Genomic DNA, 26401 nt, shown 5'->3' with positions numbered 1-26401 from the left:
AGTGGAATCTTCGATTTCTGATTTGGCTCAGGTTATTCAAATTGTCGTCGCACCGGTCTTTATGTTGACCGGTATTGCGGGCTTCTTAAATGTTATGTCTGGGCGTTTAGGCCGGATAGTTGACAGAGCGAGGATCATTGAAAGGCGTGTAGCCATTCTCAAGAGTCCAGAAAAATTAAAAATCTCACAAATTGAATTAAAATATTTGTGGCGCCGTATAAAAATTATCAATCGCTCAATCGGCATGTGTACTGCTTCGGCACTGTTTGTGTGTGCGGTGGTATGCAGTTTATTTATCGGCGAATTTTTAGTCGTTGATTTGACCAAAACAATCGTCATCTTATTCGTTATTGCCTTATTGCTACTTATCAGCGCATTGATTTCATTTTTAAAAGAAGTGCAGCTGGCCACTCGCACATTGAAAATGGGTAAAGAATTTCATGACGATTAGCTTAATTCGTGTGCAAAGACTGCACCGAACGCACGTATTTTTCGAGGTATTATGACTACGCAAACAAATCACGGGGTTTGTATCGTGACCGGCGGTAGCTTAGGTATTGGTCATGCAATTTGTCGTCTTTTTGCTGCAAAAGGTTACCAAGTAATCAACCTTGACTTACAAGCGCCTCCAGATGATTGCAATAATATTCAATGGTTACAGTGTGACGTATCCCAAGTTGCACAAGTACACAGTTCGATTGACAGTGTCATCAGAAAATATAGCAAGGTAGATTGCTTAATATCCAATGCGGGCGTGCATCTGTCAGCAAATATTGAGCAAACCAGCGAAGACGTATTAGATCGCATGTTCGCGATTAATGTGAAAGGCGCATATGCAGCCATCCAAGCGGTTTTGCCGAGTATGGTGAAGTACCAAGCAGGCTCAATTATTTTGATGGCGTCTGATCAGGCCCTTATCGCTAAGCATAATTCCTTTGCTTACAACCTGACAAAGAGCGCACTCGCGTCGATGGCTAAAACGACTGCCCTTGATTATGCCAAGTATAATATTCGCGCGAACGCCGTTTGCCCCGGCACAATCGAAACGCCCCTTTACCATAATGCTATCGATAAATATCTTGCTCAATCTGGTCGCGACGCCACCGAAGTGCATGCAGAAGAAGCCGCGTTACAGCCCTTAGGTCGATTAGGTCAACCTGATGAAGTGGCGCAGTTGTGTTACTTTTTAGCCAGTGAAAACGCGCAATTTATTACCGGTAGTTTGCAAGTGATTGACGGCGGCTATACAGCCCAATAAACATAAGGTAGCGGTTGACAATGGATATCATTGATCCCCATTTGCACTTATTCAATCTTAAACAAGGTCAATACGATTGGCTGCAACCGTCCAACCCACCTTTTTGGCCTGATAAAAACAAAATCAATCAAAGCTTTAGCCAACAAGATATTAGCCTTGCGCCCACAAATAAGCTTGCTGGTTTTGTACACATTGAAGCCGGGTTTGATAATACTCGCCCTTGGCGCGAAGTAGACTGGCTTGAGCAACATTGCACCCTACCCTTCAAGAGTGTGGCGGGCGGTGATTTATCCAATGAGAACTTCCCTAGCACACTGGCGAAACTGCAAACTCGTGTATCTGTAATTGGTCTTCGCCATATCCTAGATGATGATGCCAAAACACTGCTGAGCAACGCAATATTTCAACAAAACCTGAGCCTACTTGCCGAGCACCAATTAAGCTTCGACGCACAGTTTTCACTGCAAGATGAGTGGGCAACCCAAGCACTGTGCAACATATTAGATAACCTACCGCAGTTGCGCGTGATCATTAATCATGCAGGCTGGCCACCTAAGCTGGAGCAAAGTAACGAATGGCAACAATGGAACAAACACCTCAATAAATTAGCCCGGTATCCGAATGTCGCAATAAAGTTATCGGCTTGGGAGATGCAAAATCGCGCTTACACGCCTGCCGATATGCTGCCCTCCTTGTCCACTTGCCTTCAAGCAATGGGTGACAAACGCGTTATGCTCGCCAGTAATTTCCCGTTAACACTCTTTAGCTGTGCATACTCCGAATTGTGGCAAATATACACGCAAAAGCTAGGTTTAAGTCAATCGTTTAAGTCCTTGTTATTACATGACAACAGCGCATTTTGGTACCGGTTTAACGATTAACATGTCGGCTTTGATATGATTTTATTTATTCACCATACATGTCAATTGTACTGCCCGTGGCAAAGCGTTTAGACTGACTGCTGATATTTTAAAAAAGTGAGTTAATTTAAGTGAAAACACACCTCAAGAACGTGTATAAATGGCCCTTAATCTTACTCGCGGTTGGTCTGTTCGGCTGTGCCAGCAATGAGCCTAAACCCATCGAAACCACAGATCATTTCACCAGTCAGCTTGGTCCTTCCGGCGAGACACAGTTTGCATTTGGTTTGTCTTGGTTTAATTTGCCCGAGGAAAACCCAAGCAGCCCAAGCGGCAGGCGAGAAGGTGGGCGTGATGGCCGACGTGACAGTGGAACCCAAAGGCAAAGCTCACGCCCGATTGGGTCGAACTTTAATCCTCAGCCAGACAACGAAACAAAACTCGCATTGGAAGACAAAGCCGTGCGTAACCTGAAAAACACCCTAGAAAAACAAGATTTATGCCCCAATGGTTACACCATCGATGACATTATTTGGGAGTCAAGGCGCATCCGGTTAATGGGCGCATGCAAATCCGTGTTATCTCAAAAGTAAATTTATCAGGCCTGTATTTACCGGCCTATTTGAATCAATAAGGATTAAACAATATGCAAAGCATTAAAACCCGCGCTGCGGTAGCCTGGGCAGCTGGCGAACCCCTGTCGATTGAAGAAGTTGATTTGATGCCGCCGCAAAAAGGCGAAGTACTTGTTAAAATTATCGCTACTGGCGTGTGTCATACCGATGCTTATACCTTATCCGGCGATGATCCTGAAGGTATATTCCCTGCTATTTTAGGTCACGAAGGTGCCGGTATAGTTGAAGCCATAGGCGAAGGCGTTACCTCGGTTGAAGTTGGCGATCATGTTATCCCTTTGTATACCCCTGAGTGTGGCGAATGTAAATTTTGCTTATCTGGAAAAACCAATTTATGCCAAGCCATTCGTGCTACCCAAGGCAAAGGATTAATGCCTGATGGCACCACGCGTTTTTCTAAAAATGGCAAACCTATTTATCACTATATGGGTACATCAACATTTGCTGAACATACCGTAGTAGCTGAAATTGCTCTGGCCAAAATTCCCAAAGAAGCACCTTTAGAAAAAGTCTGCTTATTGGGCTGCGGCGTGACCACCGGTATGGGCGCTGTTACCAATACAGCCAAGGTTCAAGAAGGCGATACAGTTGCTGTATTTGGTCTTGGCGGCATTGGCTTATCAGTACTAATTGGCGCAAAAATGGCTAAAGCGGGCCGTATTATCGCGATTGATGTAAATGAAGATAAGTTCAAAATTGCTAAACAGCTAGGCGCTACCGATGTTGTTAACCCAAAAGATTACGACAAATCCATTCAAGAAGTGATCGTTGATATGACCGATGGCGGCGTTGATTATTCGTTCGAATGTATCGGCAACGTAAATGTTATGCGTTCAGCACTTGAATGCTGTCACAAAGGATGGGGCGAATCAGTCATTATCGGCGTAGCAGGTGCAGGACAGGAAATATCCACTCGCCCATTTCAATTAGTGACTGGGCGCGTTTGGCGCGGCTCAGCATTTGGTGGCGTAAAAGGCCGTAGTCAACTACCTGACTATGTTCTACGTTACATGGATGGTGAATTTGAGTTAGACACGTTTATCACCCATACCATGCCGCTAGAGGATATCAATACCGCCTTTGATTTAATGCATGAAGGTAAGTCTATCCGTTCAGTGGTGCATTATTAATGAATACGCTCACGGCGCTTACCGAAACAGCAGCGAACCGTTGCTTTGGTGGTTGGCAAAAACGCTTTAAACATCAGTCAAGCACATTAAACTGTGAAATGACGTTTAGTGTGTATTTGCCTCCAGCGGCCGAGCAAGGAAAAACCTTACCCGTCGTATACTGGCTAAGTGGTTTAACCTGCACCGACGAAAACTTTGTTACCAAAGCGGGCGCCCAGCGCATTGCTAGCGAACTGGGTATTATGCTTGTTATGCCTGATACCAGTCCGCGTGGTGAATATGTACCCGATGCTGACGATCAAGCCTATGACCTAGGTTTAGGCGCAGGATTTTATATCAATGCTACGCAAGCGCCTTGGTCTGAGCACTACCGCATGTACGATTATATTGTGGATGAACTGCCCAGCATTATTCAGCAAAGCTTTAATGTACAAGAAAAAGCAGCAATTGCCGGGCATTCAATGGGCGGTCATGGCGCATTGATGATTGCTTTGTCGAATGTGAAACGTTTCACCTCGGTTTCAGCCTTTTCGCCAATCGTGAATCCCGTTGCCTGCCCTTGGGGACAAAAAGCCTTTAGTCATTATTTAGGGGAGGATAAGCGTGAATGGCAACAATATGATAGCTGCGAGTTAATGCGCCAACAAGGTCAGTTCTTACAAATCCCCATGCTTATCGACCAAGGGTTAGCGGATGATTTTTATGAAACGCAAAAATTGGCCAAGCCTCTGGAAGATGTTGCACAGGAGATAAACTATCCAGCAGAATTTCGCTACCATGAAGGCTACGATCACAGTTACTTTTTCATCAGTAGTTTTATTGAGGATCATTTGCGCTTTCATGCCAAACATTTAGCAGAATAAGCCCAGTTAAATCACGCTATATAGTGCAAAAAAAAATGCCAAGTGCTTAGGCCGCTTGGCATTTTTATTTTTAACGAACTAAGGTCAAGTCAGCACTCGCTGCGCCTTTATTTCGCTACATGCGCATGAGCAGGCGCGCTGAAAATAGCATTCAGCAACATCACATTTAAGCCGTCAAGATAGGCTCGCGTGGTGGGCTCTTGCGTAAAGGCGATAACCATTCCATTGCCACTTGGTTGGTGAATTAAAAATGGTTTATATGCCAACTGCTTTTTGTTTTCTTGCCATAAATAGCCACTTGCCAATACTTCTTTTTCTCCTTTGAACCAGGCTAAATTTTTGCCTGAGGCTAAGCGAATAGGCGTAAATATATCATCACCGTAGACCAAACCGACAACGTCTGACGGAATACCAGCAGTTAACCAGTGTTCTTGATCGACTTCTACATTCGCCAATATTCCAGCGACAAAATCAGGACTCTCTTCTAGGTTTTCGCTGTCCTTAACCAAATCAGCGTGTTTGCTGTAGGCTTTTCCCTCGACCGTCGATGCCTTATCTTTAGTATCTGGGACTTTAACGCTACTTTTATCAGTTATCGCTAATTCACGTTTTACATCTAATAAACCTATATCTGCATCCGCTGCAAAACGTGTTGCACTGCCAAGGGTAATAAGTACCCCGCCCGATTCAACCCATCGTTTTATATTATCAGCACCCGCTTTACCTAAGCCATTTTGATATCGCCCAGCAGGTAAAATAAGAACTTGATAATGACGTAAATCAGCGTTCGCCAATGTAGCAGTGCGAATCGCGTTAACCGGATAACCGAACTGTTGCTCAATAACAAAACGGGTACTACCCGCACTTAACGATGACGTAGGTTCGTCCCACGCCATGGCAATTTTAGGAGCGCTCATCAGGTAAGTATCATTGCTACCAAAACTAGGGCCATCGGTTACCCAACTCGTATTAACGCCATCGACCAACGCACCACTTAGAGTGGCCAAATTTTGTACCTTTGTCGCGATATCACCATCATTTGTTGCAACTTCTATAATTAAGCTGCCAGCGGGGTAACGCTGTTTATCGTCTAAAATAAATGCACGATCGGCAGTTTTAATAGCCACACCTTGGCGCAACGCTGCGGTCAAAAACCGCCCTGCGGCCATATCACCCCAAGGCACGATGTAGGCAACAGACGCATTCGGGTTGGTCACTTTACCTTCTAGGGTATCGCTCATTGTCACCAAACGATGATCCCCTGATACACCTTTGCCGCACGTATCTACATCAAGGTTGTACATAAGGGGTAACGACCAACCCGTAACATCATAAATTTGATCACCAAGCTTACGATCACGGCGACGCTCTTGCTCTTTGATAAACGCTTTACTCATGTCTACTTGCTCAGTAAACGTGGTTTTCACAAAACGACCACGAGGTTGTGCGGTGTCAATGTAATAACTGCCAGGCGCATAAGTTTCACCACACAGCTTCACTTTATCAGTGGTTTGGTAGACGTTCACCCCGTGCTCTGTCATCAATTTAGCGAGTTTGAAGTTACCAGCACGGTCTCGTTTATTAGGCAGAATGAACACACGCTCTTTTTTGTCTGATTTACCCGCATCAATGGCGTCTACTTGATATTGGTAATAATCCTTAAGTAATTTCGTACGATTATTGGCGACGGTTTCAGCTGTCGACATTGACGCTACAAAATGACGCAATACCGTATCTTCATAACGTAAATTTTTGCCGTCCAATCGCCGAAATATCTCACCTCGTGACGACGCCACTTCATAAGTTGAAGCCGCGGCCCCATAAAATGTTGGCCAGCTATCACCGTAACCTGGATAGAACGCATCGAATATATCGCGAGTAAAATAATCAAACCCATTGGCATCAAAATGCTTGGCATTATTGCGCCCAACTAAATTGATATTTGCGATCTGTGCTTGTGTCATATGCGGATTGATTGGCTGCGCCGACGGAGCAAAATAATAGCTTTCATCTCCGCCCATTTCGTGTAAATCAATGACGACCAATGGGCGATAGTGATTCATGCTGGCAATACGACCTTTGGTTTCAGGCTGAGTAATAGCTAACCAATCGCGGTTCATATCAAATAAATAATGGTTTGCCCTGCCCCGTGGCCAAGGTTCATTGTGCTCAGCGGTTAATCGGTCACCGCTGTGCTCCATACCCACAGTAGAATAGTAGTTCGCAATAAAACGACTGCGACCATCTGGGTTTTGCAGAGGATCAATAAACACAATGCTGTTTTGCATCACATTTTTGACCGTTGCGTCATCTTTGCCAGCCAGTAAATGATAAGCCGTCATCATCGCGGCATCCGTACTGCTTATTTCATTACCGTGCACACTATATTCTAACCACACCGAAGCAGGTAAATCGTTTATTAGATTTTTAGCTTTGTCTTTATTGGTAACTCTAGGGTCTGACAAGGCCTGCATGCCATCGGAAAATTCTGCCAAGTTAGCGATATTTTGCTCACTGCCAATAGCAGCAAATATGAGTTTTCGTCCTTCCCATGTTTCACCATATTCAAATATTTTAATGTGCTTAGGGGCGGCTTTCTGCAGTGAGTCGAAAAAACGCAACATATCACCATGAGACGTAATACGTTGCCCGACGCTATACCCTAATACATCTTGAATATCAGGAATGCTGTTGTCGTATTGCACGTCAGGCCAATTAGCTAGTGGGCTATCGGTGGATTTATCTGCGGCTGCAGCTAACGCAACAAAGCACGTCATGGTGCTGACTAACAGTGGTTTAATAAGGTGTTTTAGAATCATTTTGTTCCCTGCGTTTATGTGTACTTTTATTAGTCATTGAGGCGACTTTTATTATTCATAGATATCATACCCAATGTCGCCTTAGAACCTAAGAGATTGCCCAATAAAAATCGTAAGTAAATTGTAATAAACCACCCAGTGTCCTATTTAGACATACGTTTCCACAGCCAGATCCTAATGTTTCTGCAAGCGCACTTACCCCCACTGGCACACGTTTTCGCACCAAGCGGTGGGCTGGTTTTATGGCTGACACTGCCAAAGGTGAATACTCAAAAATTAGCCGCATCACTTGCCCAACAAAATGTCTATGTCAAAGCGGGTAATCTGTTTTCAACCACAACGCTATACAAGGATTGCTTGCGCATAAACATGGGCAATATTCCCAATCAATCGTTTCTCGCCCAGTTGCGATTAGTATGTGAACTAGCCAGCATACAAGAAAATAGTAATAATAAAGGGTAAGCAAAAAGCGAAACATATCTGCGCTAATTCTGCACACTTGATGACTAAGTAGCGCACCAAAATTACGTTATAATCCCTTATCGCAAACTCTAATCAATAACCGAACTTATGTTTACGCTAGCGTAACCGTAGGTGCCCCAATTCGTCTCTTTGAGGCCAAACCAACTCGTTTTATCACAAGGTAATGTATGACAAGCCGTCAATTATTAAATCCTAGGAATATAGCGTTCACACGCTTTGGCAAAAACATATTTGCTGGAGCAGGCAAAATGGCATTCGTCGCACTGAGCGCACCCTTATGGTTATCCGCCTGTGACAGTGAAACCACCAGCACCGAAGTACCACATTCAGCACAAATCGCCAATGCGTCGCAAGTGGATATAAACTTATTTAGCGTAAATGCGTTGGCCAAACAACCCGAAATTGTTGACTGTACCTTAGAAAATGGCGATGACGCCCAGTGTGCAAAACTGGTAGTGAAGTATCTACCTGATAATTTAGAGATAGGCCCATTTTGCCCCAAAACGTTAGACGATAAAGGTGGCATATGGGATTGGGATGGCACAAAGGCAGGTCTATACCGATTAGATAAAGCCTTTCTGACCATGTTAAATGAACAAGGCTATACCTTTTACGATGAAGACGGCACAGTTCATATTGTTGATAACGCCACGTCAAAACCTACAGTGGATCATGCCTGCATTCAGGTATCAGAAGATCAAGACGTTAAGATCACCCTGCTTATCCCCACCACTCCAGTTATGGCGCTTAAAACCTCGCGTTTAGGCGTAGTATCAAAAGTGGGCATTGCGCTCGCTGGTGTGCCAATATTTTCTGATGCCCCCAGTGTGAAGCAAACTGGTCACTTACCAGCCCTTGATACTTGCGCTGGTCACGTTGACCCAGGCGGCTGGTATCATTATCACGGGACTTCAAGCGATATCGATACCGTGTACGCCCATGCACACGTGAACGCCAGCTGTACTAACCTGGCCCAAGACCCAGCAGCGCTGTTTGGCTATGCCTTTGACGGCGTGCCCATTTACGGCAGCGTTGATGCAAATAACGTGATACCTACAGACTTAGATGAATGTAACGGCCACACTGGTGTCATCAGTAATAGTGATATCAGTGCTTATCACTACCATTCAAGCAATGAGTTTCCTAACTTGCCCAAATGCCTCAAAGGTGTGGTAGCAAAGAATAACTTTTCGACCACTGCGCAAGCAGGTATAGGCGCTCACCCACCAGCAGGGACTAAAATCACGCGTAACGAACCACCAAGAGGCGGCAGCCAACACCCGGGTAATATGGCTCCTCCGGGTTTTGAACAAGCAGCAGAAAAACTGGGCGTTTCACAACAGCAATTAATGCAAGCCATGCAAGATGCTGGCGGCCCAGAAGCAGATTTGGCGATTGTGGCCGATAAGTTAAACGTTAGCGAAGCGGCATTAAAGTCGGCTCTACCAGAGCGCCCAAGACGATAACTACGAGAAACTGCGATGGCATCAATAATAGCGTTATCGTTATTATTGATGCCGCATAAATGCTGTTACCGCTTTTGAATCAAACCGCTATGCAAATTAATGCACGTCCTCTCTCTTTTAATACGACCAATCAAACCCTGTCCGAGCGTTATCAGCACTCCTACCCCTCCCATACAATTCCACCTATTTTGATCAATCAATTATATACAAATTCTAAATTCTGTTTGCCCTAACAACCTCATTTATTTAGCATATCAGGTGTAATAAATTAACGTCCTCGCCAAGGTACGAACGATCACCTAGCAATCTATTTGAAGTTAATTTAAATGTTGTCACGTAATACCTTACAAGGCGCGAGCGCCAGAACGTTACCTTCTCGAGAAACCATGCTTTACCGTGCGTCGTCTGTACAGAAATTTTGGACCACTAATCAAGAATTATGAAGCAGTCGTGGCAAGACCCTACATCAGAATTAGCAGTAAGGGATTTTTTGCAAGAAGTCGCGCATGACGTTTTCCAGTTTCAATTTTTCGATCCCATGCGTGTTGCAGACTTGAGTGGTTAACTTGAAAATGTATGGAATGTACAGATCCCTCTACGCCCGCCCTATAAAATAGTGCTGGATCGCCGGAGTGCCATGCTCGATCGCCGTTCAGAAGGACATCTGGCAGCACCCAGCTTTCAAACTTTGTACCGTCAACTGATGATCAGTATATGCGACCGATTGCTCGTATGCTGTTTCCAGAAATAATAGGCTACGATTCTCAGGCGTTTGGCTTTTCAATTAATTACCAGCCAAACACAGATAATTCGATTCGCCCGCACACAGATGCCTCCTCAATGACTCTTAACATTAATTTAAATCCGCCAGCAGAGGTATTTACCGGCTCAAATGTCGATTTTTATGACCGAAGCACAGGCAAAATAAAAGGGGTCGCGACTACTCTCGATAGATACCGGCTGGGAGAATAGAAGGTTGAATGAGCAAACGAACAAAAAAAAAGGCTGCACACCGGCAGCCTATTCAACAATAAATTAGCTAGACTTTCCTTCGGCCCATGACCACTGAAATAACCAGTAGTATGAGAAATACGAAGAAAATAATCTTTGCAATGCCGGCTGCAGAACCTGCAATACCGCCAAAACCTAACACTGCTGCAACCAGTGCTATAACGAGAAAAATAACAGCCCAACGTAACATACACATTCCTTATCATGATTTATGGACTCTAGGTAATGCTTCAATTATGCCAACGGAGCTGAAAAGTTTAAAAACCAAGTATTACGTGGCCTAGAAGCGTAAGTCTAACTATCATCACATTGAGAGGAGCATCTTAGCTCTGAATATATTTATTACCTTAGTGTAAAATTTTCACGGGGCACAATGTATGGTGCAGCGCCATCAAACTGACTTTTTGGTGAGATATTTAGGATGATGTCGTAGGTGAGCATAAACAAGAAAGCGCGTGTTGAAGACACTTCCCGTTATTGTGGGCTATCTTCGTCACGCGCTTTTAAAAAGGCTTTTGGCAGTAAACGTTATTTGCTATTGAAGAAGTCGTCTACCTCGCGCTCCGCTTCTTCCTTGGACTTGCCGTATTTCTCTTGAATTTTTCCAATTAATTCTGTGCGGCTGCCTTTCATTTTATCTACATCATCGTCAGTTAAATCACCCCATTTCTGCTGGGCTTTACCTTTCAACTGTTTCCAATTTCCTTCAGCTTGATCTTGATTCATACATATCTCCTATATTGGGAAAATTATCTGAACACTATGCTGTGTACAGAAGTACTTCACAAGTTGAACAGCAATCAACGTGCCACTGCGGGGATTGTTGGCTAACACTCGCGAGTGTTTGAGATATGTTTTGCCCAAGTATGAGAAAAAGGCAAGGCGTCTGGCGGCACCCAGCCTTGTTACGTTGGCTATTAAGTAGGCTTTCACGCCCCCTCCCATCAGGAAAAGTGATCGCGAAAAATCTATAAATGGAGCAAAATCGACACTTGGTCTTTTTTCAGCAACTTATTGACCACCAACATGTATGAGTTATCGATCATGCGCTTAAGCTCACCTTGCGGTAGGCTGCCATCCAATTTAACTGTATTCCAATGTTGCTTGTTCATATGATAGCCAGGCATGACCGCATTAAATACATCACGCAGCATAATGGCTTCTTGTGGATCGCATTTGAGGTTCATCCTGCATTCGTGCACTGGGCCAGCGTCGTTAGCAATTACTGGAGACTTAACGCTTTGGGCCTGCTTGCTCTTTTTGCCGATTATCGCTATAGCTAGCGTCGCATACATTTTGCCTTTAACTTTAAACACCGCCACATCAGGCCCAAACGGAAAATCTTCAGCCGTCTCAGGGAAGTCTAATAACCATTGGCGAGCGTCAGCAAATGCCTGACTATGATCTTGCTTACAGGAATGAATTTTCATATCGAATTACGCACAATATAGCCAGAATCATGGCCTTTTACTATAAACCTTATTTTAGATATAAACCTATTACAAAGCCCATAAGTTAACGCCTTTTCCCAAAGGTTTGCTTTTCATGTATGGAATATTTTGACTAATCTTTGCAATATTATTGCTACTCGCCTTGTCTCTACCAGTACAAAATAACAATTCAGCTGTAAAGGACTCTACAAGATGTTCAGCAATAAATTACTCAAACTCGCCGGTATCTTCCTGACGTTATATGTTCTAGCGATGAATGTGGCGTCAGCCGAATCAATAGACAGAGCCTCACTTGAAAAACAGGCCACGCTAGCATTAGGAGGATATGACGCAACAACGTATTTCAATTTAAGCGGCGCTCAAAAGGGTAATGATGCCTTTCAAGCGGTTTATCATGGCGAACGCTATCTCTTTACGAGTGAAGAGAATCAACAAAAATTTGCTAATAACCCTGCTCAGTATTTGCCTGAGTTTGGTGGCCTGTGTGCGCAATCTCTGGTGATGGAAAAAGACGTGATAGCCAATCCCGCTATTTACACGCTGCAAGAAGGCAAGTTATATATGTTCGTTTCCCAAGAAGCTCGCGCAGAATGGGCACAAGACTCAAGTAAAAATCTTGTTGCGGCAAATAAGCACTGGATGTTCGAGTCTGAAAAACGTCATGAGCAAATCGCGGCCAAAAAACGCTGGAAAACAAACAATACAGTTAAATTATTTAGCTTTTAAGCCATCAAATATAAAGCTATATAATAATGCCTAATGTGCCTGTCTAGATAACGCTTTGATTAGCTAAACCCTTGGCGGACAATGAATGCGATATAGGCGTTTTACCATTCGCTTATTCAGGCACAAAAAAAGGAGCATTAATGCTCCTTATATAAAATCTATGTGCTGGCTTGATATGCTTTACACCAAAATATCTCGTACGTTGGCCAAATCAGTTTTGCCATTAATAATTTCATCTGGTGTCAAACCTGAAATCTCATGAGGGAACACCAACCACTCTTCACTTTCATGCACAAAGTAATCAGGAACAATGTCCGTTTTATTATTTTTTGGCTTGTAATAAGGACACGCGATACGCACGTTTTTAGGCATATTTGCGCGAGATAGCTTCTTGATCTGAGTGATCAATGCATCAACACTGCGACCAGAGTCAAAGACATCATCTACGATTAGCAAGTCATCTTCTGCATTGGCATTTTCAATCAAGTAATGTAAACCATGAACCTTAATAGTTTTTGATTGTTGATCAATACCGTAATAAGAAGAGGTACGCACAGCGATGTGGTCTGTCTCTACTTTTTTGAAATCGAAATACTCTTGCACTGCGATACCAATGGGCGCGCCACCGCGCCAAATACCAATAATGAACTGGGGACGAAAACCGTCTTCGTATACTTTTGATGCTAAGCGGAATGAATCTTCTAATAACTGCTGAGCGGTGATAAATGTTTTTTCCATCGAAAAACCCTTTAAAGCGTGAACTGCCACTGATTGCTTAACACTACAAGCCAGCGTGCGAATATGAAAACATCGCCTATTATACACTGAAATTATGCAATAAGAGATGGGCAATATTGCATATTTATGACGAACTCAACACCATGCACACTGGCTTATTCGTATTTCAACGCGCTAGCAGGGTCGACTTTTAATGCCCGATATGCAGGATAAATACTGGCAACAAAACACAATAATAACGAAAACACGATGAGCATAACGATTTGATGCCAATGCATAATAATAGGTAAGCCCTCGCCGCCTGTGGCAGCCATAATCGGCACATTTAGTATGCTGAGTATATTGTTAAGTTGGCTGACCAGAATCAAGCCCCCTAAGACCCCAAAAAACGTCCCTTTAATACCGTTATATAAACCATTAAATAAAAACACCTTCATAATGCGCCCCCGAGATAACCCTTGGGTTAGCAATATCGCGATATCGCCTTTTTTCTCGGTCACGACCATGACCAATGCCGATACGATATTAAATGCCGCCACGGCAATAATCAGCAGCAGCATTAACGCCATCATGTTCTTTTCCATTTTAACCGCATCAAATAGCGGGCCTTGTCGTGTGCGCCAATCATCACTCGCCAGACCTAGTTCCGAGACCTTTTCTACCACCGTTTTATACTCGAATGGATCCTGTAAGAACAAGCGAGTTTGGGCGATACGGCTGACTTTATTACGCATAAGTTTGGCACTGTCTTTGATGTTCATCAGGATCACTTTGGCGTCAAGTTCAGAACCCACATCAAACACCCCAACAACAGTGAATAAACGCTGGCTGGGCATCTGACCAAATGGCCCAAACACACTACCTTGGGCTGAAATAATTCGCGTTTGCTCGCCTACTCGCAAACCAATTCGTGTTGCCAGTGCTCGCCCAACAACAATGCCGTAGCTGCCAGGGGTTAAATCGCTGATCTGCCCTACCAACATATTGTTGGCAATAATAGAATGCTGTCCGGTCACCTCAGGCTCTACGCCTTGGATCATCACGCCTTCTAAACTACGAGGCGATTGAATGACCCCTTCGGTTTCAATAAAGTCACTGGTAGCCGCAACGCCAGGCAACTGCCCAAGCGATGAAATGATCTCATTGTTAGCACCTCTCGTATCGACCACAACATGGGGCGCAATACCTAAAATACGGTCTTTTAAGTCACCTTCAAAACCGTTCATTACCGACAAAACAACAATCAAAGACATTAAGCCAAGCGCAATACCGATAGCTGAAAAAGCGTTGATAAACGCAATAAAATGGTTACCTTTAGAAGATTTTGCATAACGCAAACCGATAAATGCGGAAACAGAGTGAAACATGCTTGCAATAGACTCTTAGCCAAGGGTTAGGGATAATTCAGCGTTAACAATAACGATGCACGACAAACGCGATAATAAATAATCGCTTAACTCATGGTAAAGTAAAACGTTTTTTGAATAATACGCTCTGGTCATAGTGCAAACAAGGTTACAATGTTAAACCAACGCACTTAACGCAAAGAATCTTTGGAATTTATCTTATATTTCCCTTGGGTTAAGCTGGTCAGCGAGTTGCCGAGTAATTGATTAGGTAAAGGCCCTAAGTGGCAGGATAAATAGCGGAGAATACATGCACGGCTTAAGCCTTGAAGAAAAACAGCAGCAGTTCAATGAGTTCTTTACTATAGAGCACGCTATTCGCGTTAATTTCAAAGCGCTTGAGCCAAATTTTGTGCTGCCCGAAGCAGAAGACCTAAGTGAACATATGCCCTATGCCTTTCGCGTGGCTAGCGAAGCCTCCGCTATTGATGCACAGGCACTGCGGCCGTTGCGTAATATGGGTGAACATGCCGCTGAACTGGCAAATTTTTTGAATGCACAATCCCGTAAAATAGACTTATTGATGTCATTAGTACTGCAGCAGCAAGATGACCCCAGCCTTGCTTACGAGTCTTATAGATTTGGCGGGGGGGGCATAGTCGTGATGTGTGATGAGCCCTACAGTGTCGAGCAGAATATTGAACTTAAGCTATTTCTAAAAGAAGAAGCGTCGGCAATTTTTTGCTATGGCGAAGTCATCAAATGTGAACAAGTGGGTGAAAAACACCACGTTTCACTCATTTATAACTGTATTCGTGAAGAGGACCAAGATCTTCTCGTACGTGCCAGTTTACATCTTCAAACGGCGCAGCTTCGCAAACGCGCCAAGCACCAAAAGAACGACTGACCTACATGACAACAAGTATTTTTAATCCGACCTTGGCCAAAGGCCAAGGAGATGCAATCCAGTGGGGCAACCTTCATGGCAGTAGCTTAGCCATGTCGATTGCCAATGCAGCAGGCAAAACCAAAGGGCCAATTCTGTTGGTCACCGCTGATACCCCCAGCGCAATGAAATTAGAAAAAGAATTGAGCTTTTTCTTACTCGGAAAAAAAGTGCAAGTGCAGCTTTTTCCCGATTGGGAAACCCTGCCCTATGATAATTTTTCTCCCCATCAGGATATTATCTCACAGCGCCTTGAAACCCTGTACCGGCTAACACAAGCCCAAAACAGCGTATTTATAGTGCCGGTGAATACCTTAATGCTGCGCATGGCACCGGTAGATTACTTAAGCAAATATTTGCTGATTTTAAAAGTGAATCAAACCTTAGACCTCGATGCTTTTCGTTTGAGTCTAGAGCGCGCTGGATACCAGCATGTTAATCAGGTTATGGGTCATAGTGAGTTTTCGATACGTGGTAGTATTATTGATTTATTTCCCATGGGTAGTCAGCAACCGTTTCGAATCGATTTGTTTGATAACGACATTGACAGCATTCGCTACTTTGATCCCGACAGCCAACGTTCTGGCGACAAAATTGATGAAATAAAATTGTTACCCGCACGGGAATTTCCCACTGATAAAGACGGTATCGCACTATTTCGCCAACAGTATTTAGAAAAATTCGACCCGAACAACGCCAAAGATTCGCTTTATTATCAAGTGGGTAAAGGCATGATGCCCGGCGGCATCGAATATTACTTACCGCTATTTTTCGCTCACACAGCCACTTTATTTGATTACCTGCATCCGGATACATTGCTGATGATGCATGGTGATTTGGCCTCCGCCTGTGAATTTTTCTGGAAGGACGTTAACGAGCGCTACGATCAATTACGCTATAACTTAAGCCGCCCATTAATGTCGCCTGCAGACTTATTTTTACGCAACGAAGAACTGTTTGGCGCGTTTAAAAAATGGCCGCGTATCACCATAGATCACAACGCCAAGGAACAAAAAGCTGGCGTGACCAATTTCGAGACTCGCACCATCGGCGATATCGCGATTAAATCCCAGAACAAAGTGCCTTGGGCAACGCTCAAGCAGCGAGTAGCAGACTGGCTTAAAAGCGATAGCAAAGTCTTGTTTAGCGCTGAATCTCAAGGTCGCCGTGAAAGCCTACTGGATTTATTGTCCAAGGCGGGCATTAAGCCCAAAGCTTTTGAACACCTAGACGCCTTTAACAAGAGTAAAGAGCAGATAGGCATCACCATTGGTTTAGCTGAGCACAGTTTCGTGTTGTTTGAAGACAATCATGAGCTGGCGTTTATCACAGAAACCGAGTTACTTGGGCACAAAATAAGCCAGCGTCGTTTACGAGATAAACGCCAAGCAACAGACGAAAACGCGGTTATCCGTAATTTAGCAGAGCTTGCCATTGGCCAGCCTGTGGTGCATTTAGATCACGGCGTGGGACGTTACCTTGGCCTGCAAACATTAGACGCAGGCGGTATCACCACAGAATACTTGTCTATTGAATACGCCAAACAGGCCAAACTATATGTGCCCGTATCAGCACTGCATTTAATTAGTCGCTACAGTGGCGGCGATCTAGAAAAAGCCCCGTTACATAATCTGGGTACCGAAACTTGGAGTAAAGCCAAACGTAAGGCAGCCGAGCGCGTCCGAGATGTGGCCGCTCAACTGCTCGATGTTTACGCCAGACGCGCCGCCAAACCAGGCTATTCGTACAAAATAGCCTGGGACGAATATCAAGCCTTCAGTGATAGTTTCCCGTTTGAAGAAACCTTAGATCAGCAACAAGCTATTAATGCGGTTATTCAAGATATGGGTAGCAGCAACGCCATGGACCGATTAGTCTGTGGTGATGTAGGTTTTGGTAAGACCGAAGTCGCTATGCGAGCCGCTTTTATCGCCGCTAATCAAGGTAAACAAGTAGCGATTTTGGTGCCCACTACCCTACTCGCCCAGCAACACTATGAAAACTTTAAAGACCGCTTTGCAGACTGGCCTTTCAAAATAGAGGTGATGTCTCGTTTCGCTAATGCCAAAGACCAAAAAGATGTCATGGCAGGCTTAACAGATGGCAAAGTCGATATCGTGATCGGCACGCATAAGCTACTACAAAACGATATTAAATTTGCCGACTTAGGCTTGGTTGTTATCGACGAAGAGCACAGATTTGGCGTACGTCAGAAAGAAAAATTTAAAGCCCTACGTTCAGACGTGGACATTCTAACCTTAACCGCAACGCCCATACCACGAACGCTAAATATGGCGTTATCCGGTATGCGTGATCTATCGATTATTGCCACGCCACCAGCCAAACGTTTAGCCATTAAAACCTTTGTTCAGCAGCGCAGTAAAGAGCTGATTCGCGAGGCGATCATGCGAGAAATCTTGCGGGGTGGTCAAGTATACTTCCTGCATAATGAAGTCGAAAGCATTGAGCGTACCGCCGAAGAAATAGCCGAGATTATACCGGAAGCCCGAGTGGCCATTGGTCACGGTCAAATGCGCGAACGCGAATTAGAAAAAGTCATGGGTGATTTTTACCATCAGCGACATAACGTACTGGTTTGTACCACGATTATTGAAACCGGTATTGATGTGCCTTCAGCCAATACCATTATTATGGACCGAGCTGATCACCTAGGCTTGGCCCAACTACACCAGTTACGTGGTCGTGTTGGACGCTCTCATCATCAGGCTTATGCTTACTTGCTAACGCCCCATCCAAAACGCATGAGCAAAGATGCGATTAAACGACTTGATGCGATCTCTTCACTTGAAGATTTAGGTGCTGGTTTTGCATTAGCCACCCACGACCTAGAAATTCGTGGTGCGGGAGAGCTACTCGGTGACGACCAAACTGGGCAAATTACTACCATCGGTTTTACGTTGTATATGGAGATGCTCGAACAAGCGGTTGAAGCATTAAAAGAGGGTAAAGAACCATCTCTTGATGCAGCATTGGCCAATCAAACTGAGATTGAACTGCGCCTACCTGCGTTATTCCCAGACGATTATATTAATGATGTGAATACACGTTTATCTTTATATAAAAAGCTCGCGAGCTGCAAAAACGAAAGACAGATCAACGAGTTACAAATCGAACTCATCGATCGCTTTGGCTTACTGCCTGATGCAGCCAAAAACCTCGTGCAAATAAGCTTGATGAAGCTCGTGGCCAAGCAAATAGGTATCAGTAAAATTGAAGCCAATAATGCAGGTGGCGCAATCGAGTTTTCAGACAAAACCCAAATAGATCCAAGGTTTATCATTAAGCTTATCCAGTCTCAGCCGCGCATTTATCGTTTGGAAGGTGCAAATAAATTGAAGTTTAATGTGCCAACCGAATCAGCCAGCGATAGACTGCAACTTATCCTGGATATGTTAAATGAATTTAGCCAGCAACTACGAGCCGCTTAATGCCAAAAATTTTTAGTCATCGTTCAACATCAATACCCACAAAAAAATTGGGTAAACCAACACTCGCTATCACACTTTTAGCGCTAAGTTGTGCCCTAGCCACACGTGCTCATGCCAATGACTGGTGGTTTGATGTGGAGGTTATCGTTTTCAAACGCAATATATCAACGCAATCCATTGCCGAGAGCTTCGATCATCAAAAACCTAAGTTTGCCTCGCAGACTGCCTTGGATCTGCTCAGTGACTATATATCGCCGAACTTGACTTACGTTAGTGCCGGCTTGCCTATTTGCAACATGTCAGTGGCAAATAGTTCTGATAGTCCAGAGCCTGAGGGGCAAAAACCGTTAGCCTTGGTAAATGATATTTTTGCAGTAGCTGATTTCTCACATCTTGAAACTCAATTAAATCCGTTGACAGAAGGCGTTTTGAATATTAATTCAGCCGCTAATGCTCGTGATAGCTTCGCACAAGTCGAAGGTGATAATTCAGGCGATGAAGAACCAAACGGCTCGCAAGATACAGACGTGGTGAGTTATCAATACATGATGACCCCGCCTAAATGGGTCAATTGGCAACTACCTGCAACACTCCCTTGTAGCTTTTCTCAGGACAGAGTGTTGTTGGCTGGGCCATACGATCACCTAATACCTGAACCTCAGCCTGCGAACGTTCCACTAAATATTGATGGTGTGGAATGGCCCAATCGTCAAAGCGCCTATCTACTGCCCAAAAGTGAGCAACAACTGGTTAAACTTGAAGAACATATTCGCTGGCAAAAAGACCTGACACCGATACTACATGTTACTTGGCGTCAGCCTGTGGTATTCGGTCATGATAAAGCGCAACCGTTCAAGTTGATCGCAGGTAAAAATTACGCCACTGAATTTGCTCAAGATGGCCAACGAAAAATTGAAAAAGTAAATATCGAAAACCAAGACAGCCGTTTTCTAGCCGACGAACTAGCGCAACAAGTAGCGCCAGTAGGCCTATCGAATGACGCATTATTTACCCAAATAAATGCCGCTTTGCGCTCACCAGAGCCAGCTAAAATCGTCGATTTAAGGGAATCTTTACCTGATCTCAATGCAACCAGCATCGATCCGCAAGACTTTACCCAAGTAGCCGAACGCCCACTATGGCAGCTAGAGGGTGACGTGAGTGTTTACCTACAAAATGTTGGTCGCACGCCTTATTTGCACATCGACAGCAATTTGGATTTCAGGGCACCAATAACGTTATCCCTACCAGGCGAAACCGACGTTAAAACGGATAATTTTTTACAAAGCTACCACTTTGATCAGCTTCGCCGGGTGATATCTAAACAGCTACATTATTTTGACCACCCCTTGTTTGGTATGGTGGTACAAATTCGCCGCTACGAGCCCCCCAAAAGTAATAACTAAAGTGCTAATGATCAAGACAACGGTTGGTTTAGGTTAGAAATTAAAATAAAAAAAGCGGCTCGTGAGCCGCTTTTTCATGTTTGTTACTGAGTTACCTAAGGTTAGAAAACAGTATTCAAACGCATGTAGTAGTAACCGCCTTGCCAATCAACAATGTTGCTTGACCAGTAAACTGCACCACAACACTCATCGCCATTATCTTTGTCAGGGTATTCATCAAAGATGTTACGTGCGCCCGCTGCAATAGTGACATTGTCAGAGATTTTGTAGCTAGCTTCTAAATCAAAGAATACAGTTGGATCGTAGTCTTGTTTAGTGGAAGCATCAGACGCGATAGCATTAGTATATGAACCATATACATTAGCACGTACCAACAAGGTCAATGCATCAAAGCTATGTTTAGCCGATGCCACGCCACGCCATTCTGGTATCGCATTTTCTAAATCATATTGATCTTCAGCGTTCAAGAAGTCTGATGCATCAGAATCAATTTCAGTTTTGTTATAGTTGATAGAGGTGCTAAGTACCGTATCACCCATGGTGTAAGTCACCACAAAATCCATACCGTTAGTGACGGTATCAAACGCATTTTGGAAGTAGTTAACGCCACCGATAGTGTTGGCACCGGCTACGCCAGCCGCTTCTAATTTAAGATAGTTAGCATATGCATCAGCATCTGTTTCATCCGTCGAAACATCTAAAGTAGATACCGCATAGAAACGATCTTCAAGTTCGATACGATAGAAATCTAGCGTCACGTTCAAATCATCAATACTGCCTGTTACGCCCAAGCTATAGTTAAGTGATTTTTCAGGTTTAAGTGCTTCTGCACCTAATGCTTGACCCACAGCGCTTAATGCCGGGAACAAGCCTGTAGCAACCGGCAAACCATCAGGTAAACGAGTAGAAACGTTAGTGGTACCTTGCTGACCTGGTGTCGGTGCTCTGAAACCCGTACCCACTGAGCCGCGCATATTGAAGTCGTCATTCAGACTGTACTTAAAGGCAAGTTTTGCCACTAGCTCCGAACCAAAATCTGAATAATCTTCATAACGCATAGCTGCTTGTAAGTACAAAGATTCACTTACATCACTGCTGACATCACCATAGATACCGTACATATCACGATCGTATTTCCCAGAATATTCAGGGGAATAACCAGGGAAGCCATTGGAGCCAACACCCACTGCTGTATAAACAGCATCATCACTATCAGCACAATTTAATGTTGAACCATTGCCAATAACGGCTAGACCTGCGGCGGTAGCACCGCCATTATCATCACAAAATCCCCAAGGATCTGGCAGAGAATAGGGTCCTGCAGAATAAGAGTCTTCATCGCCACCTTCTAATTCGTAGCTCTCATCCATATAGGTTGCGCCAAATGCAAACAACACATCTGAATACATGCCGAAATCAAGGTATTTAGTGAAATCTGCTGAAAATTGCGTTTCTTCGTTGATCAAATTACCTGGTTTGAATGTCGTAGGTGAATCAGCGCCCATCGATGGGTTGATGGTGTTTTTCAAGGTATATTTGATTTCGTTAGAGCCAAAACGGCCGCTGAAATCATAGGTCATTCCATTAGCGAACTCACCTTCCAAGCCACCAACAAATGAGAAGTCAGTAATATCGCCAAAGAAGCGCGGCGTAAAGCCACCAGGGAATTTCTCTAACGGGCTATAGATCGAACCATCTTCTTGGCGTAAATCTTCAATGGTACCGTTACCTGGATAACGATAATAGAATGATGCATCACCTTCACTTTCTGAATAGTTACCGAAAGCGTAGAACTTCATATCATCGTTAAATTCATAACCAGAGTTAAAAAATACTCGGGTAGCAGAGGTATTTGGCTGACCCCAAGGCTGAACCACGTTCTCGCCACCTAAATTTGCATTCGCCAAACCGGCAACAAAGTCAGGATCGCTTAAGTATGGATTAGCAGCGCCCCTAGGGTCGCTCGCGTCAGCACAAAACCAGTCTTCACAGTATTGCTCACCACGATTAGTTGAATCTGAATCGGCGTATTCACCTGACAAGCTAAAGAAACCTTTTTCGCCTAGAGCAAAACCAATGTTACCGGTAATGGTTACTTGATCACCATCGCCTTCATAATACTGACCACCTTCAACAGAGAAAGAACCCCCTTCATCATTATCTTTTAAGACGAAGTTAATAACCCCTGCGATAGCATCTGAACCATATTGGGCAGCCGCACCATCTCTTAATACTTCCACACCTTTAAGAGCAGAAGCCGGAATAGTCGCGATATCTGGTCCTTGGGTACCTGAACCACCGATTTGCACCAAGGCTGAACGGTGGCGGCGTTTTGAGTTAACTAACACTAAAGTTTTATCCGTTGGCATACCACGTAAAGTAGCTGGGCGGATAAACGAAGCGCCATCTGAAATAGGCTGACGTTGCAGTGAATAAGACGGTACCAAGGTTTTTAAAATATCATTGGTATCGGAAAACGGTACGCTAGCTAAGTCATCTTCACTTAATACGTCAACTGGTACTGGAGAGTCCGCTAATGATCTGGGCGCACCGCGAGAGCCGGTAATAACCACTTTTTCGTAGGATGCATCTACTGCAGCCTCATCAGGCGCTTGGGTTTCTTGTGCCATTGCTGACGATAACGCTACTGTACTGATGGCGCATGTCATCAAACCGGTTTTTATTGCTTTGCTAAGTTTATTTTGCTTAAGCATGTGTGTTCACCTTTTATTATTTTAAATTCTTGCGAGCTAATTAACTTTACAAATTTCCGTTGTTGCACTGCCCACTAATCCTTAGTGGGCCTCTGAGTTGCTTGGCCAATTATTCTGGCTTTGCTAACACGACTTCGATTTCAATCAACATATTTGGTCCACCGGCCAATCCTGCGATTTGAAAAGCTGAACGCGACGGTTTATTAGGCTGTTCTTTAGTTCCGAAATATTTACTATAAGATTTCATAAAACCAGCAAAATCCATTTTCCCACCCATCTCTGGGTCACCGACCATAAAGACCTGCATTTTGATGACATCACCAAAACCGACGCCTAATTCTTTGAACGAGCCTTCTAAGCGTTTAAAAACACTTAATGCTTGGGTTTCGGTGTCACCGTAGTACTCGCGACTTCCCTTTTCTGCTTCTGCATTCACTGGGCCTGGCGTCATACCAGCGTGAAAAATCAATGTAGTATCTGGAGTGACTTCAACCGCACGAGAAATTGGAAACGGATTATTATTTGGCAACGCATGGCGCGTTACTTCAGCAAAACTGTTTGCACTGAATAAGGCGACTGCTGCAAGTAGGACGTGTTTTTTCATTTATGTGTTACTCCAAAGATTAATTAAGTTGGTTGATATAAGCGGCAAGATTTACCGCATCAGGATCTGATTGCACCATAGAAACGGCGGCTTTCATTTGTTGTCCGTAAACATCCTTCGGCTCAGAGCCTCGAACACCTGAACGGAAGTGATTAATTTGAGTCAGTAAATACCAATCATTGATACCGCTCAAAGCTGGCGCGCCTATGGCTTTGTTGCCTGATGCATCAGCTCCATGACAAGCAGCACAGGCTTGATAAAGACTTTTACCGGCCTCAATATCTCCGTGAATAGTTGGTTCAGGTGCAGGCGATTCAGTTTTACCTATCCATGCGGCAATAGCAGAAATATCACTAGCCGTTAAATGTCTTGCCATGGCTAGCATTTCACTGCCTGTTGCATCGTCGGAATGAGCGCCACGAACACCGTTTTTAAAATTGGTAAGTTGGCGCTCTATATACCATCTTGATAAACCACCGAGTCTAGGCGCTCCTATGTTGGCATTACCTTTCAATTGGCTACCGTGACATACAGTGCAGTACTCTAACCCTTCAGGTGTCGGCGCTTCTGATGCATATATAGGGCTTGTGACAGTGGCAAAAAACAGAATAAATAGAGTAGATTTAAGCGACATGACTGGCTTCTCCACTTTTAGTGTTAGAACTGACTAATCGGTTAAATTGTTGTAATGCTTGTTCGCTAGATGCCAATGCACCCTCTTGCCAACCACTATGATGACTAATTTGATCGCCAATCATAAAATGCCGGCCCTCAGGTTTTTGCAGAAGTCGGTAGTACTGGTCAAAATCTTCTGGACTCATGCGCATACCACACCCCATTTGGTGATTCATTCGCGCCCAAGGGATGCTGATACCATTCTCAATGTACTTGCTATAACCAGGATGAATTTTCTCGGCATATAAAGCACCAGCGGTAAGTCGCTCTTGTGGCGTCATTTTTTCAAACATAGCCCCCACTTTAGGATCCCAAGTGTAGGCACCGAGCAAGATGCCTTTTTGTGCGTGAATATCATGTGACGGATACCAAATTTGACCGATAGGATCTGTGGTATAACTAATGCCACCGTAAATACCGTCTCGCTCCCAGAAGCGCTCACTCATCTGGTACGCAATTTTGAATAAGTGCCCACGTTTTACGCTGTCTAAGCCAGACTGATAATCAGTTGAGAAGTTGTTGTCGATACCGGCCATAAAGTAGGCTGGAATATTGTTGAAACAGTAATCAGCTTGCACGGTATGCAGCTGACCGCCCTGCTCGTACGTCACTTCCACGCCGTTATCACGGTTATAAATTTTCTTAACCTGAGCATTTAATACCGGTTGGTTTTTTAGGTTGCGCAAAAAGCCCTTTATTACGCCATCCATGCCGCCTACAGGCTCCATTAATGGTTCACACCAATCGTAGAGTTCAGCGCCCATTAACCCGCCATACCAAAATTGGCTGTCGAGCATAGCTTTTAATTCAATAGGTGCATGGGGTTTAGGAAACTCCAACATGCGGTCAGTCGTAGAGCCCGCACGTCCACTACCAATATATTTACCATTTTCAGTCAAGTCGCCGTAAGTCTGGGAAAACTTCATCAGCTTGGCAACATCGTCTTCACTTAATAATTGATCGTATTGATTGTTTTCAGCTGACTTCCAAAGCAATTCTGACATCAAACCACGTACGTCAGTGTGGTACTCGATAATGCGTTTAGGTTTACCACCCAGTGAATCATCATCGTGAAAATAAGCCATCTTGCTACTATTAGCTTTGATCTGTAATGGCACATTCAATGCTCTGCAATAGTGCAACAGACGTCTATGGTGACCAGGAATTCGTGCAGGACCGCAGTTAAAAAACAAATTATCTTGTTTATCGAATTGGCAAATTTGTGGGTTGCCCATTTCATCGATTTTGTCCCCATTGCGCACAGTTAAATTACGCCCACCAGGTCGAAAAGAGGCCTCTAAAATAGTGCAATGAATACCGGCTTTTTCTAATTCGAGGGCTGTGGCTAAGCCCGCTACACCAGCGCCTAAAATAAGGGCCGTGGGTTGCTCGCCATTCGCTGCAGGCTTGATTTTGACGGGGCCTGCGTAATTGTCATCAGGCATTAACCCTAAAGCGAGACTGGTCTTGAGTAAAGCGGATGAACCACCTGCTGCCCCTACATAACTGAGAAATTGTCTTCGAGTAATATTTAGCATAAATAATCTAAGGTGAATCCTAATTAAGCGTTGCTGGAAAGTCGAAAAATCAGATTAGTATGCTAACGGCACACACTGAATGACAGAACGCACAATAATGTTGAGCCGCCCCATATTTTGTTACACCCCCCTTATCTTACGCGGGACACAGCGATACAATAGGTAAGTTAAATAACCAAAAAATTTAAAAGTACAAAAAATGGATAAGTTATTCGGCATCAAAATTGCGTTTAATAAGAAATAACAAATAAACCCTGAACGAAGCAGCATTTTTGTAGATGTG

The 26401-nt window shown here is 44.1% G+C and carries 22 protein-coding genes and 1 pseudogene; 13 read left to right on the top strand and 10 right to left on the bottom strand.

What is annotated here, in order from left to right; all coding sequences use genetic code 11:
* Window position 1 precedes the first annotated feature (1 nt).
* The 6 genes from GQR89_RS07695 (at window position 2) to fghA (ending at window position 4746) form a co-directional block, all read left to right on the top strand.
* Window positions 2–451 carry a DUF2721 domain-containing protein gene (locus tag GQR89_RS07695; protein WP_158769508.1) on the top strand — a complete coding sequence of 150 codons (450 nt, stop codon included), beginning with the start codon at window positions 2–4 and terminating at the stop codon, window positions 449–451.
* 51 nt (window positions 452–502) lie between these two features.
* Window positions 503–1258 (top strand): SDR family NAD(P)-dependent oxidoreductase, encoded by a 756-nt coding sequence (locus GQR89_RS07690; protein ID WP_158769507.1) that lies wholly within the window; start codon window positions 503–505, stop codon window positions 1256–1258.
* A 20-nt stretch (window positions 1259–1278) separates the two neighbouring features.
* Window positions 1279–2139 (top strand): amidohydrolase, encoded by an 861-nt coding sequence (locus GQR89_RS07685; protein ID WP_158769506.1) that lies wholly within the window; start codon window positions 1279–1281, stop codon window positions 2137–2139.
* A 110-nt stretch (window positions 2140–2249) separates the two neighbouring features.
* A complete protein-coding gene (locus GQR89_RS07680) occupies window positions 2250–2711 on the top strand; it encodes a hypothetical protein (protein ID WP_233269114.1) in 462 nt (153 codons plus the stop codon).
* Between the two features lie 53 nt (window positions 2712–2764).
* A complete protein-coding gene (locus GQR89_RS07675) occupies window positions 2765–3883 on the top strand; it encodes an S-(hydroxymethyl)glutathione dehydrogenase/class III alcohol dehydrogenase (protein WP_158769505.1) in 1119 nt (372 codons plus the stop codon).
* Window positions 3883–4746, top strand: a complete 864-nt coding sequence (gene fghA / locus GQR89_RS07670; RefSeq protein WP_158769504.1) for an S-formylglutathione hydrolase — start codon at window positions 3883–3885, stop codon at window positions 4744–4746. The genes GQR89_RS07675 and fghA overlap by 1 nt, the downstream gene beginning before the upstream one ends.
* Window positions 4747–4853: 107 nt before the next feature.
* On the opposite strand, the gene GQR89_RS07665 is transcribed toward fghA, so the two are convergent.
* Window positions 4854–7565, bottom strand: coding sequence for a M14 family metallopeptidase (locus GQR89_RS07665; RefSeq protein WP_158769503.1), 2712 nt, complete (start codon window positions 7563–7565; stop codon window positions 4854–4856).
* Window positions 7566–7742: 177 nt separating this feature from the next.
* Here GQR89_RS07665 and GQR89_RS07660 point away from each other — a divergent pair, with 177 nt between their 5' ends.
* The 3 genes and pseudogenes from GQR89_RS07660 to GQR89_RS07650 all read left to right on the top strand — a co-directional run.
* Window positions 7743–8027: an aminotransferase class I/II-fold pyridoxal phosphate-dependent enzyme gene (locus tag GQR89_RS07660; protein WP_158769502.1), complete on the top strand. Its 285-nt coding sequence runs from the start codon at window positions 7743–7745 to the stop codon at window positions 8025–8027.
* Window positions 8028–8296: 269 nt separating this feature from the next.
* Window positions 8297–9514: a YHYH protein gene (locus tag GQR89_RS07655; protein ID WP_199271421.1), complete on the top strand. Its 1218-nt coding sequence runs from the start codon at window positions 8297–8299 to the stop codon at window positions 9512–9514.
* A gap of 329 nt (window positions 9515–9843) precedes the next feature.
* Window positions 9844–10453 (top strand): annotated as a pseudogene (locus tag GQR89_RS07650) (2OG-Fe(II) oxygenase); the annotation flags it as partial.
* A gap of 100 nt (window positions 10454–10553) precedes the next feature.
* On the opposite strand, the gene GQR89_RS07645 reads toward GQR89_RS07650, so the two are convergent.
* The 3 genes from GQR89_RS07645 to GQR89_RS07635 form a co-directional block, all read right to left on the bottom strand.
* On the bottom strand, window positions 10554–10715 hold the full coding sequence (locus GQR89_RS07645; RefSeq protein WP_158769500.1) for a DUF1328 domain-containing protein: 162 nt from the start codon (window positions 10713–10715) through the stop codon (window positions 10554–10556).
* A 338-nt stretch (window positions 10716–11053) separates the two neighbouring features.
* Window positions 11054–11251 (bottom strand): CsbD family protein, encoded by a 198-nt coding sequence (locus tag GQR89_RS07640; protein WP_158769499.1) that lies wholly within the window; start codon window positions 11249–11251, stop codon window positions 11054–11056.
* 242 nt (window positions 11252–11493) lie between these two features.
* The gene (locus GQR89_RS07635) at window positions 11494–11955 is read right to left on the bottom strand and encodes an MmcQ/YjbR family DNA-binding protein (protein ID WP_158769498.1); all 462 of its coding nucleotides are present in this window, start codon (window positions 11953–11955) and stop codon (window positions 11494–11496) included.
* A 213-nt stretch (window positions 11956–12168) separates the two neighbouring features.
* On the opposite strand from GQR89_RS07635, the gene GQR89_RS07630 reads away from it, so the two are divergent.
* Window positions 12169–12702 carry a YHS domain-containing (seleno)protein gene (locus GQR89_RS07630; RefSeq protein ID WP_158769497.1) on the top strand — a complete coding sequence of 178 codons (534 nt, stop codon included), beginning with the start codon at window positions 12169–12171 and terminating at the stop codon, window positions 12700–12702.
* A 180-nt stretch (window positions 12703–12882) separates the two neighbouring features.
* Here GQR89_RS07630 and GQR89_RS07625 read toward each other — a convergent pair whose 3' ends face one another.
* Window positions 12883–13440: a phosphoribosyltransferase gene (locus GQR89_RS07625; RefSeq protein WP_158769496.1), complete on the bottom strand. Its 558-nt coding sequence runs from the start codon at window positions 13438–13440 to the stop codon at window positions 12883–12885.
* A 155-nt stretch (window positions 13441–13595) separates the two neighbouring features.
* A complete protein-coding gene (locus GQR89_RS07620; protein WP_158769495.1) occupies window positions 13596–14807 on the bottom strand; it encodes a lipoprotein-releasing ABC transporter permease subunit in 1212 nt (403 codons plus the stop codon).
* A 289-nt stretch (window positions 14808–15096) separates the two neighbouring features.
* Here GQR89_RS07620 and GQR89_RS07615 point away from each other — a divergent pair, with 289 nt between their 5' ends.
* The 3 genes from GQR89_RS07615 to GQR89_RS07605 are packed head-to-tail and all read left to right on the top strand — an operon-like array spanning window position 15097 to window position 20587.
* The gene (locus GQR89_RS07615; RefSeq protein WP_158769494.1) at window positions 15097–15693 is read left to right on the top strand and encodes a PilZ domain-containing protein; all 597 of its coding nucleotides are present in this window, start codon (window positions 15097–15099) and stop codon (window positions 15691–15693) included.
* A 5-nt stretch (window positions 15694–15698) separates the two neighbouring features.
* The gene (gene mfd / locus GQR89_RS07610) at window positions 15699–19181 is read left to right on the top strand and encodes a transcription-repair coupling factor (RefSeq protein ID WP_158769493.1); all 3483 of its coding nucleotides are present in this window, start codon (window positions 15699–15701) and stop codon (window positions 19179–19181) included.
* Window positions 19181–20587, top strand: a complete 1407-nt coding sequence (locus GQR89_RS07605; protein ID WP_158769492.1) for a CsiV family protein — start codon at window positions 19181–19183, stop codon at window positions 20585–20587. The genes mfd and GQR89_RS07605 overlap by 1 nt, the downstream gene beginning before the upstream one ends.
* A 101-nt stretch (window positions 20588–20688) precedes the next feature.
* Here GQR89_RS07605 and GQR89_RS07600 read toward each other — a convergent pair whose 3' ends face one another.
* The 4 genes from GQR89_RS07600 to GQR89_RS07585 all read right to left on the bottom strand — a co-directional run bounded on the left by GQR89_RS07600 (window position 20689) and on the right by GQR89_RS07585 (window position 26118).
* Window positions 20689–23301: a TonB-dependent siderophore receptor gene (locus GQR89_RS07600; RefSeq protein ID WP_158769491.1), complete on the bottom strand. Its 2613-nt coding sequence runs from the start codon at window positions 23299–23301 to the stop codon at window positions 20689–20691.
* A 109-nt stretch (window positions 23302–23410) separates the two neighbouring features.
* Window positions 23411–23905: a RidA family protein gene (locus tag GQR89_RS07595; protein ID WP_158769490.1), complete on the bottom strand. Its 495-nt coding sequence runs from the start codon at window positions 23903–23905 to the stop codon at window positions 23411–23413.
* Window positions 23906–23924: 19 nt separating this feature from the next.
* Window positions 23925–24539 carry a c-type cytochrome gene (locus GQR89_RS07590; RefSeq protein ID WP_158769489.1) on the bottom strand — a complete coding sequence of 205 codons (615 nt, stop codon included), beginning with the start codon at window positions 24537–24539 and terminating at the stop codon, window positions 23925–23927.
* On the bottom strand, window positions 24529–26118 hold the full coding sequence (locus GQR89_RS07585) for an FAD-dependent oxidoreductase (protein WP_158769488.1): 1590 nt from the start codon (window positions 26116–26118) through the stop codon (window positions 24529–24531). The genes GQR89_RS07590 and GQR89_RS07585 overlap by 11 nt, the downstream gene beginning before the upstream one ends.
* Window positions 26119–26401: the final 283 nt, after the last annotated feature.

The organism is Paraglaciecola sp. L1A13, assembly GCF_009796745.1.
GTDB lineage: Bacteria > Pseudomonadota > Gammaproteobacteria > Enterobacterales > Alteromonadaceae > Paraglaciecola.
The sequence above is the reverse complement of the archived record's forward strand: the minus strand, read 5'-3'. Positions and strand labels throughout refer to the sequence as shown.